Here is a 16672-nt window from a genome sequence, read left to right as displayed (position 1 = left end):
CGGTCTCAGCCTCTCTCCGTAAGTTTTTTTATTGGGAGACAAATGGTAAACACTGTCTTGTTGCAGCTTTCTAATTCTTCTAAGCGAATCGAACCCCCAAGCCCTTCGATCATATCTTTCACATAGGATAGACCAATTCCATTGGAGGCATTTCCAATCTGATCAAATTTCGTTGTAAAGCCGGGTGTGAAGATTAATGGCCTATTTCGCGGACTAATACCTGAGCCATTATCTTTAACGCGAACTTCAAGCATATCAAGGTCCATTTGTGCTTCAATGTCAATTTCACCCTTAGTATCAATCGCTTCAACCGCATTGGAAACTAAGTTGTTAACAACCGAAAGTAGTAAGAATGTATTATAGGCTGGGTGAATTCCAATAATATTAATGTTAAATTCTATATTCTTGTTAAGATGAGCTGCATATCTTTTATTCCCCGTAACGACTACATGAATAATTTCACTAATGGGCATGAAATCATTAAGCTTCTCCTTGGCCATCATTTTAGAAAGCCCTGCATAAATTCGCTGGTTGTCCTTTTTAATTTCATGGATTTCACCGGCAATTTTAAGTGCTGTTTGGGCAAAAACATCATTCCCGCTTTCTTTTAAATCCCGATAAAGTCCATAGCCGATGCTCGTCAGCTGTTCGGTGTTTTTCATTGTTTTATTAAGCTGTACCATTTCAACAAATAAATTAGAAATCAGAACAAGCATCTGTTCATTACGATGCCGTTGAGCATCTTCAGCGAGCCGTGCCTCCCGAATGACAAGGAGATTGAAAAATCCAAGAACGAAGAAACTGCGGATAATGGCAATAATACTAATTAATAGGAAAGAATGAATGGTCATCGGCATTTGGGTGTAGATGGAGCGGACGCCGATTTCCGTAATGGTGGAGACGATTTCCATGAACACTCCAAGAAGTCCGATATACAAGGGCTGGTCGATACGCTGTTTTACTTTTAAAAAATGAAACATCGCTGCGAACACTAAATAATAGAAAAAAACCGGAAAATATGTATCGAAGGCATCAACAAAATCCATATCGCCAACGTATACTCCGAGCAAAACGCGGAATGCAACAACAGATATACCAACAAGGAAGCCAGAGACAACCGAATTAATTTGTCGTGACCATAATAGAAAGAAAAAGAAGACCGGTGTTCCAAGGCTTACCCGAACGGTTTCTTGAATTGGGAAGGACTTTAGTTCACCGGCAATCGGTACCGCGATCATCATCGCTAAATAGACTAGAAAACGTCTTTGCATAGTTGTGCCACTTCCTGTATTTGTCTTTTGTTAACGATCATTATTCAGCAAGGTGTTTGATGACAATACCATTTTAAGCGATATGCTCTAAATCCAAACTTAAATTTATGACAAATTTATTAAGTTATCAATTCATCTTGTAGGAAAATGTAGTTTTTCGTAGGACGGATATTATTCTCTATTTAAGCAAGAAGGCAGGCTTCCCCATTCTCACCAGATTGAAACGCTGTCTTCTAGCTTAGCATACCTCAGCAAGGTGAGCTAACTGTTTTATTTGAAAAACATTGTGAATTAATTCACAAACTAAGTTGCGTTATTAATGAAGCAGCTTGTGAATGATTCGCAGCAAAGGAAGGGGATTAACAGTTTTACTTCCGGAATTTTGTTAAGAGTCTGATCAAGGGAAAGAAGGTGGCGGGAGGTTCAGTGTTATTGAGCATCCGGAAGGTCACATTGAGGATTTGATAATTTTGCAAAAAATAAGATTAAATAATGCCAGAAATTTTGATACTAAGTTTATATTTTACAGCACTAATAACCTTGCCAAATTATCAGCTTCAAAAAAATGCATTATTTTTAAACATCAAAGAAAAATGAAAAAATTTCTCGTCTGGAGGGAAACAACATGTTTTGGATTCAATTTCTTATCGTGCTTACCTGTATCTTCATCGGTGCTAGGCTTGGCGGCGTAGGCCTTGGAGTTATGGGTGGTGTTGGTCTCGGAATTCTCGTTTTCGGTTTTGGGCTTCAGCCAACATCAGCACCAATTGATGTAATGTTGATGATTCTTGCTGTTATTACGGCAGCAGGTGCTTTACAAGCAGCAGGTGGAATGGAGTATCTCGTTTTCATTGCTGAAAAAGCACTTCGAAAGCATCCTAAATGGATTACTTTCATCGCTCCAATGGTTACGTACATTTTCACTTTCTGTGCTGGAACCGGTCACGTTGCTTATTCGATTCTACCGGTTATTGCCGAAGTAGCTCGCGAATCTGGAGTTCGTCCGGAACGCCCAATGTCAATCGCGGTTATCGCATCGCAGCAGGCAATTACAGCTAGTCCGATTTCTGCGGCGACTGTTGCTCTATTAGCTTTATTGACTGATTTTAATATCAGCTTACTCGACATCATGTTAATCTGTGTTCCTTCTACGTTTATTGCTTGTATGATTGCTGCATTCGTTGCGAGCAAAACTGGTAAAGAGCTTAATATGGATCCTGATTATTTAAAACGTCTTGAAGCAGGTCTTGCTCCGATTAAAAAGGACAAGAAAGCATTTAACCCAACTCCTGGTGCAAAGCTATCCGTTATCTTGTTCTTAGTAGCTGCTGTCCTTGTTGTTATCCTTGGTTCATTCCAAGAATTACGTCCAGGTTGGGAAATTGAAGGTGTATTCACTCGTATGACAATGCCAGCTGCAATTGAAATTGTTATGTTGTCCATTGCGGCATTGATGATCATTTTCTGTAAACCAAATGTTGAAGAAATCGTTTCAGGTAGTGTGTTTAAGGCTGGAGCTGCAGCGGTTGTTGCAATCTTCGGTATCGCTTGGATGGGAGATACATTCTTCCAAGGAAATATGGCGCTAATTTCTGGTTCAATTTCTGACCTAGTAACTGCAGCACCTTGGTTATTTGCTATCGCATTGTTTGCTTTATCAATCTTGCTTTACAGCCAAGCAGCAACAGTACGTACACTTATGCCGCTTGGAATCACACTTGGTATTAACCCGGCTTTATTAATCGCAATGTTCCCGGCTGTTAACGGATACTTCTTCATTCCGAACTATCCAACAGTTGTTGCAGCAATCAACTTTGACCGTACAGGAACAACAAAAATTGGTAAGTACATTTTAAACCACAGCTTCATGGTCCCTGGTCTAATCGCTTCAGTCGGAGCCGTAGCAATCGGCATCCTACTAAGCATGGTAGTCCTTTAAAGCATTGGGGGACAGTCCCCCGATGCTTTACAGAAGTAAAGTGAAGGGGGAGGTCCCCCATATAAAAAAATTAGGAGATGAATGTGATGAAAGATTTATTCCGCATCGAAAAAGACTTTTTAGGTGAAAAAGAAGTACCGGTTGAGGCTTATTATGGAGTTCAGACGATGCGTGCAATCGAAAACTTTCCTATCACCGGATATCGAATTGATGAAGCATTAATTATTGCAATGGCAATTGTAAAAAAAGCAGCGGCTCTTGCGAATGCAGAAATCGGCCAAATGGATCGGAAAATCGCCGATGCAATTGCAGCAGCAGCTCAAGAAGTAATCGATGGTCGTCTTCATGATCAATTTATCGTCGATCCAATCCAAGGTGGAGCAGGTACTTCCATCAACATGAATACAAATGAAGTCATTGCCAACCGTGCACTTGAATTGATCGGTGAACAAAAAGGGAATTACAAAGTAATCAGTCCAAACAGCCACGTAAATATGGCTCAATCTACAAACGATTCTTTCCCAACAGCTATTCATCTTTCTACGCTTGCATCTTTAGATGTATTGCTTGAAGCGATGGAAGACTTGCATGCAGAATTCATGAACAAGGCACGTGAGTTTGACGGCATCATTAAAATGGGAAGAACTCACTTACAGGATGCTGTGCCAATTCGCCTTGGTCAAGAGTTTGAAGCATATGCACGAGTTCTTAGAAGAGATATTAAACGAATCGATGCTACACGTGAGCATTTATATGAAGTAAATATGGGGGCAACAGCAGTCGGAACTGGTTTGAATGCTGACCCTGAGTATATTAAGAAAGCAGTTAGCTATTTATCCGAATTCAGTGGTTATCCATTAAAAGGATCTGAAAACCTTGTTGATGGTACACAAAATACAGATTGCTATGTAGAAGTATCTTCTGCATTGAAGGTTTGTATGCTAAATATGTCTAAAGTTGCCAACGATTTACGGATGATGGCTTCAGGTCCTCGTTGTGGATTTGGTGAAATTAATTTACCAGCTCGTCAGCCAGGTTCTTCCATCATGCCAGGAAAAGTAAATCCTGTTATGGCAGAAGTATTAAATCAAAGTGCGTTCCAAGTAGCTGGAAACGATTTAACAATCAGCATGGCTTCTGAAGCAGGCCAATTTGAGCTTAACGTAATGGAACCGGTAATTGTATTCAATCTTTTACAGTCTATAAAAGTAATGACGAATGTGTTCAATGTATTCCGTACTCATTGCCTAAGCGGAATTACAGCTAATGCAGATAGAATGGCTTCTTATGTAGATAATAGTGTCGGCGTAATCACAGCGATCAACCCTCATGTTGGTTATGAAACAGCTGCATCCATTGCTCGTGAAGCAATCGTTGCAAAGAGACCGGTAAGAGAAATCGTGCTTGAGCGTGGCGTGCTTACTACTGAAGAACTAGATACGATCTTAAATCCTTTTGAAATGACTCATCCTGGTATCTCTGGGAAATTTTTAATAGAAAAGAAGAAACAAAATAAAAGCGAGCGCGAGCTAGTGCTTGCTTAATATAAAAGACGATGTTGATTGTTGATTGGAGAGGAAGGTGCGAGACTCCTGCGGGAGAAGGTGTCACGGGAGACCCCACAGGCGCTAAAGCGTCGAGGAGGCTCCCGGACTCCCCCGCGGAAAGGGAGCACCTGGAGCGGAAATCAACAATCGAATGCGGGAACGGTGCTTTAGTAGTTTACCAGATTAGCAGAGCACCAAATGATAGTTAAAAGTATTAGGAGGTTATAAGAGATGGAGCGAAAAAATCAGCATTTGTATCGAAAGCTTCACTCCCTGTCAGGAATCATCCCAGTTGGGGTGTTCCTGATGGTTCACCTTTTTGTGAACTATACAGCAACATGGGGGATTGATGCATACAATACTGCCGCGGGAATCATGGTGAATTTGCCATTTAAATATTTCCTTGAGGCATTTATTATTTTTATTCCGATGTATTTTCACGGTATTTATGGGGTTTATATTGCGTTTCAGGCGAAAAACAATGTCAACCGCTATGGGTATTTTAGAAACTGGAAGTTTTATTTACAGCGTTTAAGCGGAGTTATCACTCTTATCTTTGTAACTTGGCATATTTGGGAAACAAAAATCCAAGTAGAGTTTTTTGGAGTGGAAGCAAGTTATGATCTAATGGCCGGCATCGTTGAAAGCCCAATCGCATTGGTGCTTTATATTATCGGGATTGTTGGGTCCGTTTTCCATTTCGCGAACGGAGTTTGGACTTTCTTAATTACTTGGGGGATTACCGTTTCACCAAAATCTCAAAAAATTACCCAATATATTACACTCGGACTTTTTGTTGTACTATCCATTATTGGGGTACGCGCGATTCTTGCATTTGCGTAATAGGTGCTGGCAGGAACGAATAGGTTCTGGTGCGCCTAGCACGTAGCACTTAGCACGTAGTACGACCCGAGTTTTGTCGAATACTCGATAGGAGGAAAACATAAATGAGCAAAGGAAAAATTGTCATTGTCGGCGGCGGCTTGGCGGGCTTAATGGCCGCAATCAAGATCGCTGAAGCAGGGACTAAAGTAGATTTATTTTCGATGGTGCCGGTGAAACGTTCCCACTCCGTTTGTGCACAGGGCGGAATTAACGGAGCGGTTAATACAAAAGGAGAGAATGATTCACCATGGGAACATTTCGATGATTCCGTGTATGGCGGAGATTTTCTAGCCAATCAGCCTCCTGTAAAAGCAATGTGTGAAGCGGCTCCGAAAATCATTCACATGTTTGACCGCATGGGCGTAATGTTCAACCGTACACCTGAAGGATTACTCGACTTCCGTCGTTTTGGTGGTACGCAGCATCATCGAACTGCATTCGCAGGCGCTACAACTGGTCAACAGCTATTATACGCACTAGATGAGCAGGTTCGTCGTTTTGAAGCAGAAGGTTTAGTAACAAAGTATGAGAGCTGGGAATTTGTATCGGCTGTTCTTGACCAAGAGGGCGTCTGCCGAGGCATTACTGCTCAAGACTTACGTTCAATGGAAATGAAGGCATTTCCGGCTGACGCAGTTATTATTGCGACAGGTGGACCTGGTCTTATTTTTGGAAAATCAACGAACTCAACGATCAATACAGGTTATGCAGCTGCAAGATTGTACGAGCAAGGCGCATTTTATGCTAACGGAGAATTCATTCAAATTCATCCGACAGCGATTCCTGGTGATGACAAAAACCGCTTGATGAGTGAATCAGCACGTGGAGAAGGCGGTCGTGTTTGGACGTATAAGGACGGCAAACCTTGGTACTTCCTTGAGGAAAAATATCCTGCCTATGGAAATCTAGTGCCACGTGATATTGCAACACGTGAAATCTTTGATGTGTGTGTAAACCAGAAGCTTGGAATTGATGGGGAGAACAAGGTATATCTTGATTTGTCTCACATTGATTCAAAACAACTGGATATTAAACTGGGCGGAATTATGGAAATCTATGAAAAATTCATGGGTGATGATCCACGCAAGGTTCCAATGAAAATATTCCCGGCTGTTCACTATTCAATGGGCGGACTTTGGGTGAATTTTGATCAGCGCACGAATATTCCTGGTTTGTTTGCGGCTGGTGAATGTGATTATTCTCAGCATGGTGCAAACCGCCTTGGTGCGAATTCACTATTATCGGCTGTATATGGCGGTATGGTAGCAGGACCATCAGCGCTTGATTATATCAAGGGAATGACTAGCTCTACTGATGGTATTTCATCTTCTATATTTGATCGTCAGTTAGCAGAGGACGGACAAAGATACCATTCGATTTTATCAATGGGCGGAACAGAGAACGCTTATTTACTTCACAAAGAGCTTGGCGAGCTTATGACGGATAATGTGACCGTTGTTCGTGAAAACAAGAAGTTAAAGATGACTTATGATAAGCTTCAAGACTTCGTTGAACGATATAAGCGAATTAATATTGAAGATACAGCTAAATGGAGTAACTCAAGCGCCTCTTTTGTTCGTCAGCTTGAGGGTATGATTAATTTAGCACAAGTGATTACACTAGGTGCGCTTAACCGTAATGAAAGCCGTGGTGCTCACTATAAACCAGAATTCCCTGATCGTAATGATGATGAGTGGTTAAAAACAACAATGGCAAAATTCAATCCAAGCACAAAACAGCCTGAGCTTTCTTACCAGGATGTTGATGTTTCTTTAATTCAGCCACGGAAACGGGATTATACAAAAGCTAAGAAAGGAGCCAAATGATCATGGCGGGAAACGGCAAAACGATTAGACTGATTATCAAACGGCAAAACGATCGGAATTCACTGCCTTATCAGGAAGAATTTCAAATTCCATATCGCTCGAACATGAATATCATTTCGGCCCTTATGGAAATCCAGAAGAACCCGGTTAATGTTAAAGGAGAACGGACAACCCCAGTCATTTGGGAATCTGTTTGCCTTGAGGAAGTTTGTGGAGCATGTTCGATGGTGATCAACGGAAAACCTCGCCAGGCATGTTCCTCGTTGATCGACCAGCTTGAACAACCGATTCGAATCGAGCCTTTAAGTACATTCCCTGTTGTCCGTGATTTAGCAGTGGACCGCCAGCGGATGTTCGACGCGTTGAAGAAGGTAAAGGCTTGGATTCCAATTGATGGGACTCACGATTTAGGTCCTGGACCACGGATGCCAGAAAACACTAGACAATGGGCGTATGAGTTGTCTAAGTGTATGACATGCGGCTGTTGTCTTGAAGCGTGCCCGAATGTAAATGATCATTCACCTTTCATTGGGCCAGCACCACTTTCACAGGTCCGCCTCTTCAATACTCACCCTACTGGGGCGATGCATAAAGAAGAGCGCCTTGCAGCGATTATGGGTGAAGGCGGCATCACTACTTGCGGTAACTCTCAAAACTGTGTTGAGGTTTGTCCGAAAGGAATTCAACTCACCACATCGATTGCAGCTTTAAACCGACAAGTAGTTGCTCAATCATTTAAGAATTTCTTCGGTTAAAAAAGGGTGCACTGACACCCGCCGAGTTATTTAGCTTCACATATGTTGTGTAAACCCCCCCCAGGGTAGCCCCAATTCATTTATTGAATTGGGGTTTTTTTATGGGCCTTATAAATGAAGTCGAGTTTTTTAACATTTTATGTACAGCAGGTCTGTTTTCTTTTAAAAATAACCCAAGGGGGACGGTAAATATTTCTCTTTTGCGGGGCAGAGGACTATAATTTTAGATGGTAAGTCCAGTATATCTAATGAGAAGGGTAGGTTTTTCAAATGCCATTAACAACATTTAAAGCTACTGCTCATTTACAAGACGGCGTTCAGGTTAAAGTGAAGTCCAGAAATTTTGAGGTAACCATTGATGAACCACGGGAACTCGGAGGAATGGATACGGGAATGAATCCGGTAGAATTGGTGTTGTGTGCATTAGGTGCATGTCAATCCATTGTTGCTCGCGTGTATGCCCGTAAATTTGGGATTGAGTTCAATGATTTTTGGGTTGAGGTCGAGGGAGATCTCGATACAGATGGCTTCATGAATAAATCTGATGTCCGCCGGGGTTATAGCGATGTCCGCTATCATATTCATATCGATACTGACGCACCGAGAGAAAAAGTAGAAGAATTCGTAGATTTTATTGAAAAAACATGCCCGGTAGGCGACACGATTGAAAATCCAGTTAACCTAAAGCGGGGCGAGATTTTTATTGGATCACGGGTGTAGTTGACCTGTGTTTAACTGGAATTTTTAATAATGAATTTTGTGGAGAAAAGAGGTGTCCCGTTAAATAAACTGGCACCTCTTTTTTTATAGAGTAAGGGGTGTTTGGAGCCTTAACTCCAGCGGCTTTGTGACCAAAACCGATAAGGAAAACCGTCAAAGTGGTCACATGAAGGGTGCATGTGACCAACATTAACAGTCTACTCTATTTAATCAAACGTTTGATTAATAATATAATTAAAAATCCAGGCCTCCTCCTATACGAAATCTATCGTTATTTTTCCATCAGCCATTCCGTCATAAGTTCGGTTTCTTCTTCAGATAATAGCTTTCCGGGCATCATGCCGACTCCGTTTAAGATGATGTTGTACACTTCGTCTTTTGAATATTTGTCTGATAGGTTAGTTAATGCCGGTGCAGAAGCTCCTTGAAGATCGGCTCCATGACACGCTAAGCATTTATTTTTATAAAGCGTCTCTACATCCGCTGCTTCATTATTCTCTTTCTCATTGGCACCACACCCTCCTAACAACAGTAATACCGAAACCATCAACATAATAGTCCAGATTCGTTTCACCCTATCTCCTCCTTGTCATTATCGTGTTATAGTTAAGGTAATTATTAGTAAATTTCCCTATTTTAATACTAAAAAAATTACTTAAGAAAATATTTCCAGACGCAAAAAATTGAAAGAGAGGGACGAAAATGCGCAAAGCGATTGTTGGAAGTAAATCAATGGTGGTAAGCCCGCATTATTTGGCCTCGCAAGCAGGAAATTCCATTTTACAAAAAGGCGGAAATGCCTTTGATGCTGCTGTTGCCGTAAGTGCCTGTTTGGCGGTTGTTTATCCGCATATGACGGGCCTTGGAGGGGACTCGTTTTGGCTTACATACAGTACGAAAGATAAACAGCTCCGTGCATTTAATGGAAGTGGGCGCTCAGGCTCGCTAGTGTCTCGAGAACATTACATAGGTAGAGATGCCATTCCTTTTCGTGGTATTGAAAGTGTTATTACTGTTCCGGGAATGGTTGACAGTTGGGATGCGATGCTTAAGGAATATGGCCGGTTAACCCTTGCAGAGGTGCTAGAACCCGCCCTAAAGTATGCCCGATTTGGTTTCCCTGTTTCAAATGATCAATATGAAAATACCATAAAAAATGTGGATGTTTTACGCCAAGATTCCGATACCGCGGCCATCTTTCTTCCGGGAAATCGGATTCCAACTGTACATGAACGATTTGTACAAACAGCATTAGCCAATACGCTAAGCGAGCTAGCAGAAAAGGGAAGAGATCATTTCTACAAAGGGGAGTTGGCGGAAAGAATCGTCGCTAATCTTCGGGCGAAAGGAAGCGTATTGACATTGGAGGATTTTGCGGATCATCACGGGAGCTGGACTGATCCCATCTCAACAACGTATCGGGATTATACCGTCTGCCAAGTACCGCCCAATTCGCAAGGCTTTGTTGGCCTGATGGCTTTGAACATATTGGAGAATTTTGAATTAACCAATATTCCGCATGGTTCCTTCGAATATTATCATTTATTAGTTGAAGCATTAAAACGGAGTTTTCGGGACCGGAATGGGGTATTAACCGATCCTGATTTTTTTGATATTCCTTTAGAAAAATTAATCAGCAAAACGTATGGGAAGGAAATGGCTGACGAGATTAACATGGAAAAGGTGCTTCCACTTGATACGCGACCGGTTGGTAGTGATACAGCTCATGCCGCTGTCGTGGATGAAGAGGGGAATGCAGTTTCATTTATCCAAAGTCTTTATTTTGAGTTTGGCTCGGGGGTTGTGGCCGGTGATACAGGGGTTATTATGCAAAATAGAGGCTCGTTCTTTTCGCTGGATCCTTCTCATGTCAATCGTTTGGAACCAAGAAAGCGTACCTTCCATACGCTGATGCCTGCAATGGTGTTGAAGGAAGGAAAACCGTATATTTTATATGGGACTCAAGGGGGTGAGGGTCAGTCGCAAACCCAAACAGCCATCATCACGAGGATGATTGATTACGGAATGAACCCGCAGGAAGCAATCTCTCTGCCGAGATTTGTGTGGGGGAGAACATGGGGAGAGGCAAGCCAAGAGTTAAAGATAGAGTGCAGGGTTGACCAACACGTCATCGAGCAACTGGGGAAGGTCGGTCATATCGTTAATAAAGTGGGTTCCGTGGACGGTGTAATGGGCCATGCCAATGCCATATTAATAGATGACCAAGGCTTCCGGCACGGAGGTGTCGACCCAAGAGGGGACGGAGCGGCCGTGGGAATATAGGTTGTTGGGGTTTGGGAAGCTACAGGTCCCATCCCAACCAAATAAAATTTAATCAATCGTTTGATTAAAAAAAAGACAGCGTATATCTCTATAAAAATAGGATTATACGCCGTCTTTTCCCATAGAGCCCGGTGGCTGCTTATTTTTTGTTAGTATTTATTTTAAAAATTGGATAAAGCGGACAAAAGCGAATAGTGGCAGTAAAGATCAGTACAATCCCTACTAATCCAAAGTATTTTACATTTCCATCGAGTAGAAAAAGGCCTAAAAGCAAGACCCCGAGAATCAAACGAATAACGCGGTCAGTTCCTCCAATATTTGCTTTCACAATTACTCATCCCCTATGTAGTTAATTGATTTAAGTTAATGATAGCTTTTGGGTCGAGTATTTACCGTGACTAAGTCACAAAGTAGCTTTTTGTGAGAGTTTGGCAAATTTAATAAAAAAACCCTAGAAGTATGGCCGACAATACAATCGGCAGTACTTCTAAGGTTTATGTATGCATACCTAAAAAATTACTTCTCCATTAACCATTCGGTAACAATCTGTGCTTCTTCCTCTGATAATAGTTTACCTGGCATCATTCGAACACCGTTATTAATAATATTAAGAACTTCTTCTTCAGAATACTTGTTTTTCATATTTAATACCGCCGGCCCTGAAGTTCCTTTTAGGTCTTCACCGTGACAAGCTAAACAGCTTTTCTTATAAAGTGCTTCTCCATCCATTGCGCCGCTTTCATCGGAGCTTGATGAACATCCTGCTAATAATAAAAGTAAAAGCACTAACACTGTCCATAGTCGTTTCATGATGTCTCTCCTCCATACCTTCTTTTTTGTTAAACATAATTTTAAATCCTTAATTCCATCTAAATTAAACATTAACAATATATTAAAATACTTTTGGTACAACTTTCCACTAGAAGTTTGTCAAAAGTTTGAGAATTATTTTTTGAGGGAAAAGTAGAATACCTTATAACAAAAAAAGCGACCTATTTTATTCAATTTGGGTCGCTCTTTCTAGGATATCTTCTAATCTGCATTTGATTAATCAGTAATAAATTTGTATCTTAGCATAGCAGCCAAGCCGGCTCCGTGCTTGAATTCCCCATCTGCAACTAATTTCTTTAACTCCTCCATACTAAGCGCGTGGACCTCAATTTGTTCACTGCTTTCTAATTTTTGCTGGGTAGGAGTTAGTCCCGCGGCCGCAAACAAAAAGATTTCCTCGCTCGTAGAACCGGGAGAGGGGTAAAAGCTGCCTAACTCAAGCCAATGTTCGGCTATGTAGCCTGTTTCTTCCTCTAGTTCTCGTTTGGCCGTTTCAATTGGCGGCAAGCTTACATTATCAATCGCTCCGGCAGGGAGTTCCCATTGCCAGTCCTTGATGGTGTGGCGATATTGCTTTAAACATAAGACCTCGTTGTTATCCGTGATCGGCAGGATGCAAACTCCTTTTGCGAAATCTAAATACGAAAAGGTTTTTTGTTCTCCGTTAGGGAGGGTTACCTCATCGGTTGTAATCGTATATCGATTAATTTTATCCTTAACTGAACTGTTTATTTTCCAAGCCAATTCATTCACCTCTATTGTTTAAAGGAGCAAACTCCAAAGTAGTAAGTCTATTATAGCTTTTTTGGAAAATGGAATAAAACCATATCGGTAATTTACTTATTTACGTTTATACTTTTTACTATCATAAATTTGTGAAAAAGGTTTCATAAACCGTACAATTTTATGGCAAGTTTTAGTAATAAAATAGAAGGGTATTCAAAAATAAGGAGGTTAGCAAATGAAAGGTTATCTATCTTTGTTATTTGGCAGCATGATTGTAGTATTAATGCTTGTGTTACCCGGCAATGCGGCACAGGCGGCAGAACCAGTAGCAGAAACGGGAGATTCAACAGACCATTGCGGTTGTGACGTATCCTATATTGTAGGGGCAGAAAAGAATAAACTCGTTTCTAATCTATTAAAAAGCGATGAGTTTAAGGTTGTAAAAGCGCAACAAAAAAATAATGGCTATGAATGGAATGGAATTGATGGAACCGAGGTCATTCAGAACCATACAAAGGGTGGCATCATTTTAATTGGTGTGCCTTTTATTAATGATGGCGTAAAAGAAATGGCTGCTTTTCTTCTAATGAATGATTTGTTTATCTATTTAGGCAATAGCCCGGCATAATAGAGTATCTCGCTTATAAACTAAATTAAAACGATCGGGACCGTAATTGGTCCCGATCGTTTTATTATTTATTTTAAAAGTTTCTCCACATCCACCCGTCCAGAGAAGAAGGTTGCTCCACCGCCCATATCGGCTAAACGATTGGGGGTGAGGGAATTGACGAGCTGCTTCGTGCCTTCCATATCTGCCCACAGACCTTGTGTTACGACCACCCCAGGAAGAACGTTTTCGCCAACTGCTGCCTTAAGCTCACATTCACCTCGGTTATTCCAAACTCGGACCATTTCTCCATCTTCTATTCCTACTGCAATCGCATCCTGCTGATTCATATGAAGCCGTGGCTCTTTTTCAAGTGCTTGGTGCTTTTCGTTATTTGAAAAAGTAGAGTTTAAGAAATTATGATTTGGCGCCGGAATAAATAAATAAGGAAACTTCTGACTGCTATCCTCTTCCCCGTCGTTCCGTAATGGGATATAGGTCGGTAATGGAGGATAGCCATCCTGTTTCATTTTCTCGGAATACAGTTCTATTTTTCCACTTGGAGTCGGCAGTTTTCCAGGGAATAAAGGCTTTACGTTGGCCTTCACAAATTGCTGCTTAACCAATGCATCATACGTAATGCCCGCTAAATATGGGTTTTCCGGGTTATCGAGCGCCCCGGCAATCATGTCTGCTTCACTCTCATGGAATGCTGGGTCTTCAAAGCCCATTCTTTCCGCAAGCAGCTTGAATACTTGGACATTTGATTTGGACTCGCCGTACGGTTCAATCACCGGCTGCTGCAGTTGAAGATAATGGTGCCAGTAGGATGCGTAAAAATCCGTGTTTTCGAATGCCGATGTTGCTGGCAGCACGATATCCGCATACATGGCTGTTTCTGTTAAAAATAAATCATGAACCACGGTAAATAAATCTTCGCGTTCAAGACCTTGCCGTACCTTGTTGCCGTCCGGTGCGACAACAGCGGGGTTGGAGCTATAGACATAGAGAGCTTTAACCGGAGGGGTTAACGTGAGTAACGCCTCGCCAATCTGATTCATATTGATCACTCTGGCTGTTTTATTTTTCAAAAAATCAGGACGCTGTAGGTGGTCGCCATTGTATGCTAAATAACCGGAATTGCCTTTGATGGCACCGCCGCCTTTGACAAACCATTGCCCTGTAAGTGCTGGTAAACATGAGATCGTGCGAATACACATACCGCCATTATCGTGATGCTGCGGCCCGTTTCCAATTCGAATAAACGAAGGGGAAGTCTGGCCATACATACGGGCAAGCTTGTAAATATCTTCAACCGGAACTCCGGTAATTTTCGAAACGGTTTCCGGGTCGTATTGAACGACATGTTCGCGTAATTCCTCGTGACCGACCGTGTATTGCTGAAGGAATGCGTTGTTAACCATGTTTTCGGCAAATAATATATGCATCATACCGAGAGCAAGGGCGGCATCAGTTCCTGGTAAAATCGGAATAAACCAATCTGCTAATCTGCCGGTTTGATTTTTGTGAACATCAATGACGACAATTTTGGCTCCTTTCTGTTTGCGGGCTTTTTGAGCCAGTGTAACCTGATGCATGTTTGTGCTCACCGCGTTTATGCCCCAGAAAATGAATAGTTTGGAGTGAATAGTATCTTCAGGGTCGGTTCCGAAGCTGCCGCCCATTGTGTATTTATAGCCCACACCGCCGGCGACGGAACAGATGGTCCGATCAAGCTGGGAGGATCCAAGGCGATGAAAGAAGCGGCGGTCCATTCCTTCAGCGGTAAGATTGCCCATGTTGCCGTAAAAGCTATAAGGAAGGATGCTTTCCGGTCCATCCGTTTCAATGAGCTTCTTCCAGCGTGATGTGATGGTTTCGAGCGCTTCTTCCCAACTGATGCGTTCGAATTTCCCTTCGCCTTTAGCTCCCGTCCGTTTTAGCGGATATTTAAGCCGATTTTCAGCATATAGACGGTTTGTCATATTGCGCACTTTATTGCAAATATTTCCTTTGGTAACCGGATGATTCGGGTCCCCTTCAATTTTGACAATTTTTCCATCTTCTTTATGAACAAGTAAGCCGCACTGATCAGGACAATCAAGCGAGCAAACCGATTGAAAAACACCATCTCGTTGCATGTTTGCCTCCTTTTGGGGTCGATTCCGAGCCACCACCCGAATTTGTCGATTTTATGTTTAATAGTATTAATTATAGTTGTTAAACTATTATGTTGCGATAACAAAAAAAGGGAATTTAGTAGAACCAGCTGCATTCCTCTCGTTACTTTGTAGTATCTAAGAATGGTTGAGGGCTGTCAAGAAAAGCACTAATATCCGTTCATAGTCTGTTTTATTTTTCCTAATAAAGGAAAAAAAGAATTGTTAGTGGTACAATGACGGTGAGAAAAGCTTAGTAACCAAACAGCAGTCAGCCTTAGGTCGGACATCCAATTAATCCTTGAGCCGTTTTTACATTATACGGACCATTTATACAATAATGTTGGAAATCATTAAGGGGAGGAAATGACCATGAATAAAAGATTCATAGTAATGGCGCTGTCAGCCTTTTTGGTTGTTTTTGTAACGGCGGGCTGTGGAATCGATAACAATAATCAAGAGCAAAGTGATCAAGTTTTGATGGAAAAGGATCGGGCGAAAGAATTGGAGCTGGAATTTACTATTCCTGCCGGTGAATTGAAGGTTAGCAGCGGGGCTGACGAGTGGGTCGAAGGAACGATTAAATATAATGATGACAAATTAACGCCTGATATCACTTATTTACATATTGGAGACAAAGGGACCGGTGTCATTGAGCAAAAGAAGCGTAAATTAGTGAACGATGGCATAGGAGAAGTAGTGAACAAGTGGGACTTAAAAGTAAACGATGATGTACCGCTTGAACTTAAAGTTAACTCAGGTGCTTCAGAATCTAATTTGAATTTAACGGGCTTGCAGCTTAGAGATCTTGATGTTAACGCGGGTATAGGTGATATTACCATTGATCTTGGTGGAAAGTGGGAAGAGAGTTTTGATGTTTCTTTAGATATGGGGGTTGGACAATCAACAATTATTTTACCGGAGGACGTTGGGGTAAAAATCAAATCCACCAAAGGAATTGGTCATGCAGAATTTGTTGATTTTATTTCAAAAGGAAATGGGGTTTACGTTAATGAAGCATACGAGAACGCGGATGTCATCATTAACGTAAAAACCACGCTGGGAGTGGGAGAAGCGGTTTTTAAACTAGAATAATAGTTAGTCAGCAAAGATCTGGGGGGGT

Annotated in this window: 15 protein-coding genes; 9 read left to right on the top strand and 6 right to left on the bottom strand. The window is 41.6% G+C overall.

Annotated features, from left to right (window positions below):
* Positions 1 to 5: 5 nt before the first annotated feature.
* Positions 6 to 1271: a sensor histidine kinase gene (locus tag ACI48O_RS15365; RefSeq protein WP_435562712.1), complete on the bottom strand. Its 1266-nt coding sequence runs from the start codon at positions 1269 to 1271 to the stop codon at positions 6 to 8.
* A 625-nt stretch (positions 1272 to 1896) separates the two neighbouring features.
* On the opposite strand from ACI48O_RS15365, the gene ACI48O_RS15360 reads away from it, so the two are divergent.
* The 6 genes from ACI48O_RS15360 (at position 1897) to ACI48O_RS15335 (ending at position 8943) form a co-directional block, all read left to right on the top strand.
* Positions 1897 to 3210, top strand: a complete 1314-nt coding sequence (locus ACI48O_RS15360; RefSeq protein WP_435562711.1) for an anaerobic C4-dicarboxylate transporter family protein — start codon at positions 1897 to 1899, stop codon at positions 3208 to 3210.
* A 77-nt stretch (positions 3211 to 3287) separates the two neighbouring features.
* Positions 3288 to 4754, top strand: coding sequence for an aspartate ammonia-lyase (aspA, locus tag ACI48O_RS15355; RefSeq protein WP_435562710.1), 1467 nt, complete (start codon positions 3288 to 3290; stop codon positions 4752 to 4754).
* A 234-nt stretch (positions 4755 to 4988) separates the two neighbouring features.
* The gene (locus tag ACI48O_RS15350) at positions 4989 to 5600 is read left to right on the top strand and encodes a succinate dehydrogenase cytochrome b558 subunit (protein WP_435562709.1); all 612 of its coding nucleotides are present in this window, start codon (positions 4989 to 4991) and stop codon (positions 5598 to 5600) included.
* Between the two features lie 104 nt (positions 5601 to 5704).
* Positions 5705 to 7468, top strand: coding sequence for a succinate dehydrogenase flavoprotein subunit (gene sdhA / locus ACI48O_RS15345; RefSeq protein ID WP_435562708.1), 1764 nt, complete (start codon positions 5705 to 5707; stop codon positions 7466 to 7468).
* 2 nt (positions 7469 to 7470) lie between these two features.
* Complete coding sequence (gene sdhB, locus ACI48O_RS15340) at positions 7471 to 8223, top strand: succinate dehydrogenase iron-sulfur subunit (RefSeq protein ID WP_435562707.1); 753 nt, start codon at positions 7471 to 7473, stop codon at positions 8221 to 8223.
* A gap of 270 nt (positions 8224 to 8493) precedes the next feature.
* Entirely contained in the window at positions 8494 to 8943 is a 450-nt protein-coding gene (locus ACI48O_RS15335) for an OsmC family protein (RefSeq protein WP_435562706.1), read from the top strand.
* A gap of 271 nt (positions 8944 to 9214) precedes the next feature.
* Here the strand turns inward: ACI48O_RS15335 and ACI48O_RS15330 are convergent, their stop codons facing one another.
* Positions 9215 to 9517: a c-type cytochrome gene (locus tag ACI48O_RS15330; protein WP_435562705.1), complete on the bottom strand. Its 303-nt coding sequence runs from the start codon at positions 9515 to 9517 to the stop codon at positions 9215 to 9217.
* Positions 9518 to 9645: 128 nt separating this feature from the next.
* Here ACI48O_RS15330 and ggt point away from each other — a divergent pair, with 128 nt between their 5' ends.
* On the top strand, positions 9646 to 11226 hold the full coding sequence (gene ggt / locus ACI48O_RS15325; RefSeq protein WP_435562704.1) for a gamma-glutamyltransferase: 1581 nt from the start codon (positions 9646 to 9648) through the stop codon (positions 11224 to 11226).
* 139 nt (positions 11227 to 11365) lie between these two features.
* On the opposite strand, the gene ACI48O_RS15320 is transcribed toward ggt, so the two are convergent.
* The 3 genes from ACI48O_RS15320 to ACI48O_RS15310 form a co-directional block, all read right to left on the bottom strand.
* Positions 11366 to 11554 (bottom strand): YgaP family membrane protein, encoded by a 189-nt coding sequence (locus tag ACI48O_RS15320; RefSeq protein WP_435562703.1) that lies wholly within the window; start codon positions 11552 to 11554, stop codon positions 11366 to 11368.
* A gap of 188 nt (positions 11555 to 11742) precedes the next feature.
* Positions 11743 to 12036: a c-type cytochrome gene (locus tag ACI48O_RS15315; RefSeq protein ID WP_435562702.1), complete on the bottom strand. Its 294-nt coding sequence runs from the start codon at positions 12034 to 12036 to the stop codon at positions 11743 to 11745.
* Positions 12037 to 12273: 237 nt separating this feature from the next.
* Entirely contained in the window at positions 12274 to 12810 is a 537-nt protein-coding gene (locus ACI48O_RS15310) for an NUDIX hydrolase (protein ID WP_435562701.1), read from the bottom strand.
* 208 nt (positions 12811 to 13018) lie between these two features.
* On the opposite strand from ACI48O_RS15310, the gene ACI48O_RS15305 reads away from it, so the two are divergent.
* Entirely contained in the window at positions 13019 to 13411 is a 393-nt protein-coding gene (locus tag ACI48O_RS15305; RefSeq protein ID WP_435562700.1) for a hypothetical protein, read from the top strand.
* A 68-nt stretch (positions 13412 to 13479) separates the two neighbouring features.
* On the opposite strand, the gene ACI48O_RS15300 is transcribed toward ACI48O_RS15305, so the two are convergent.
* Positions 13480 to 15531: a molybdopterin oxidoreductase family protein gene (locus ACI48O_RS15300; RefSeq protein WP_435562699.1), complete on the bottom strand. Its 2052-nt coding sequence runs from the start codon at positions 15529 to 15531 to the stop codon at positions 13480 to 13482.
* Between the two features lie 390 nt (positions 15532 to 15921).
* Here ACI48O_RS15300 and ACI48O_RS15295 point away from each other — a divergent pair, with 390 nt between their 5' ends.
* A complete protein-coding gene (locus ACI48O_RS15295) occupies positions 15922 to 16644 on the top strand; it encodes a toast rack family protein (RefSeq protein WP_435562698.1) in 723 nt (240 codons plus the stop codon).
* Positions 16645 to 16672 lie beyond the last annotated feature (28 nt).

This window comes from Neobacillus terrisolis (assembly GCF_051233475.1).
Lineage (GTDB): Bacteria > Bacillota > Bacilli > Bacillales > Cytobacillaceae > Bacillus_BU.
This window is presented reverse-complemented; position numbering and strand designations above follow the sequence as displayed.

Bases quoted from the DNA above. Each gene is read 5' to 3' on its own strand.
- ACI48O_RS15365 (WP_435562712.1), bottom strand. From the start codon at position 1,271: ATGCAAAGACGTTTTCTAGTCTATTTAGCGATGATGATCGCGGTACCG.
- ACI48O_RS15360 (WP_435562711.1), top strand. From the start codon at position 1,897: ATGTTTTGGATTCAATTTCTTATCGTGCTTACCTGTATCTTCATCGGT.
- aspA (WP_435562710.1), top strand. From the start codon at position 3,288: ATGAATGTGATGAAAGATTTATTCCGCATCGAAAAAGACTTTTTAGGT.
- ACI48O_RS15350 (WP_435562709.1), top strand. From the start codon at position 4,989: ATGGAGCGAAAAAATCAGCATTTGTATCGAAAGCTTCACTCCCTGTCA.
- sdhA (WP_435562708.1), top strand. From the start codon at position 5,705: ATGAGCAAAGGAAAAATTGTCATTGTCGGCGGCGGCTTGGCGGGCTTA.
- sdhB (WP_435562707.1), top strand. From the start codon at position 7,471: ATGGCGGGAAACGGCAAAACGATTAGACTGATTATCAAACGGCAAAAC.
- ACI48O_RS15335 (WP_435562706.1), top strand. From the start codon at position 8,494: ATGCCATTAACAACATTTAAAGCTACTGCTCATTTACAAGACGGCGTT.
- ggt (WP_435562704.1), top strand. From the start codon at position 9,646: ATGCGCAAAGCGATTGTTGGAAGTAAATCAATGGTGGTAAGCCCGCAT.
- ACI48O_RS15315 (WP_435562702.1), bottom strand. From the start codon at position 12,036: ATGAAACGACTATGGACAGTGTTAGTGCTTTTACTTTTATTATTAGCA.
- ACI48O_RS15305 (WP_435562700.1), top strand. From the start codon at position 13,019: ATGAAAGGTTATCTATCTTTGTTATTTGGCAGCATGATTGTAGTATTA.
- ACI48O_RS15300 (WP_435562699.1), bottom strand. From the start codon at position 15,531: ATGCAACGAGATGGTGTTTTTCAATCGGTTTGCTCGCTTGATTGTCCT.
- ACI48O_RS15295 (WP_435562698.1), top strand. From the start codon at position 15,922: ATGAATAAAAGATTCATAGTAATGGCGCTGTCAGCCTTTTTGGTTGTT.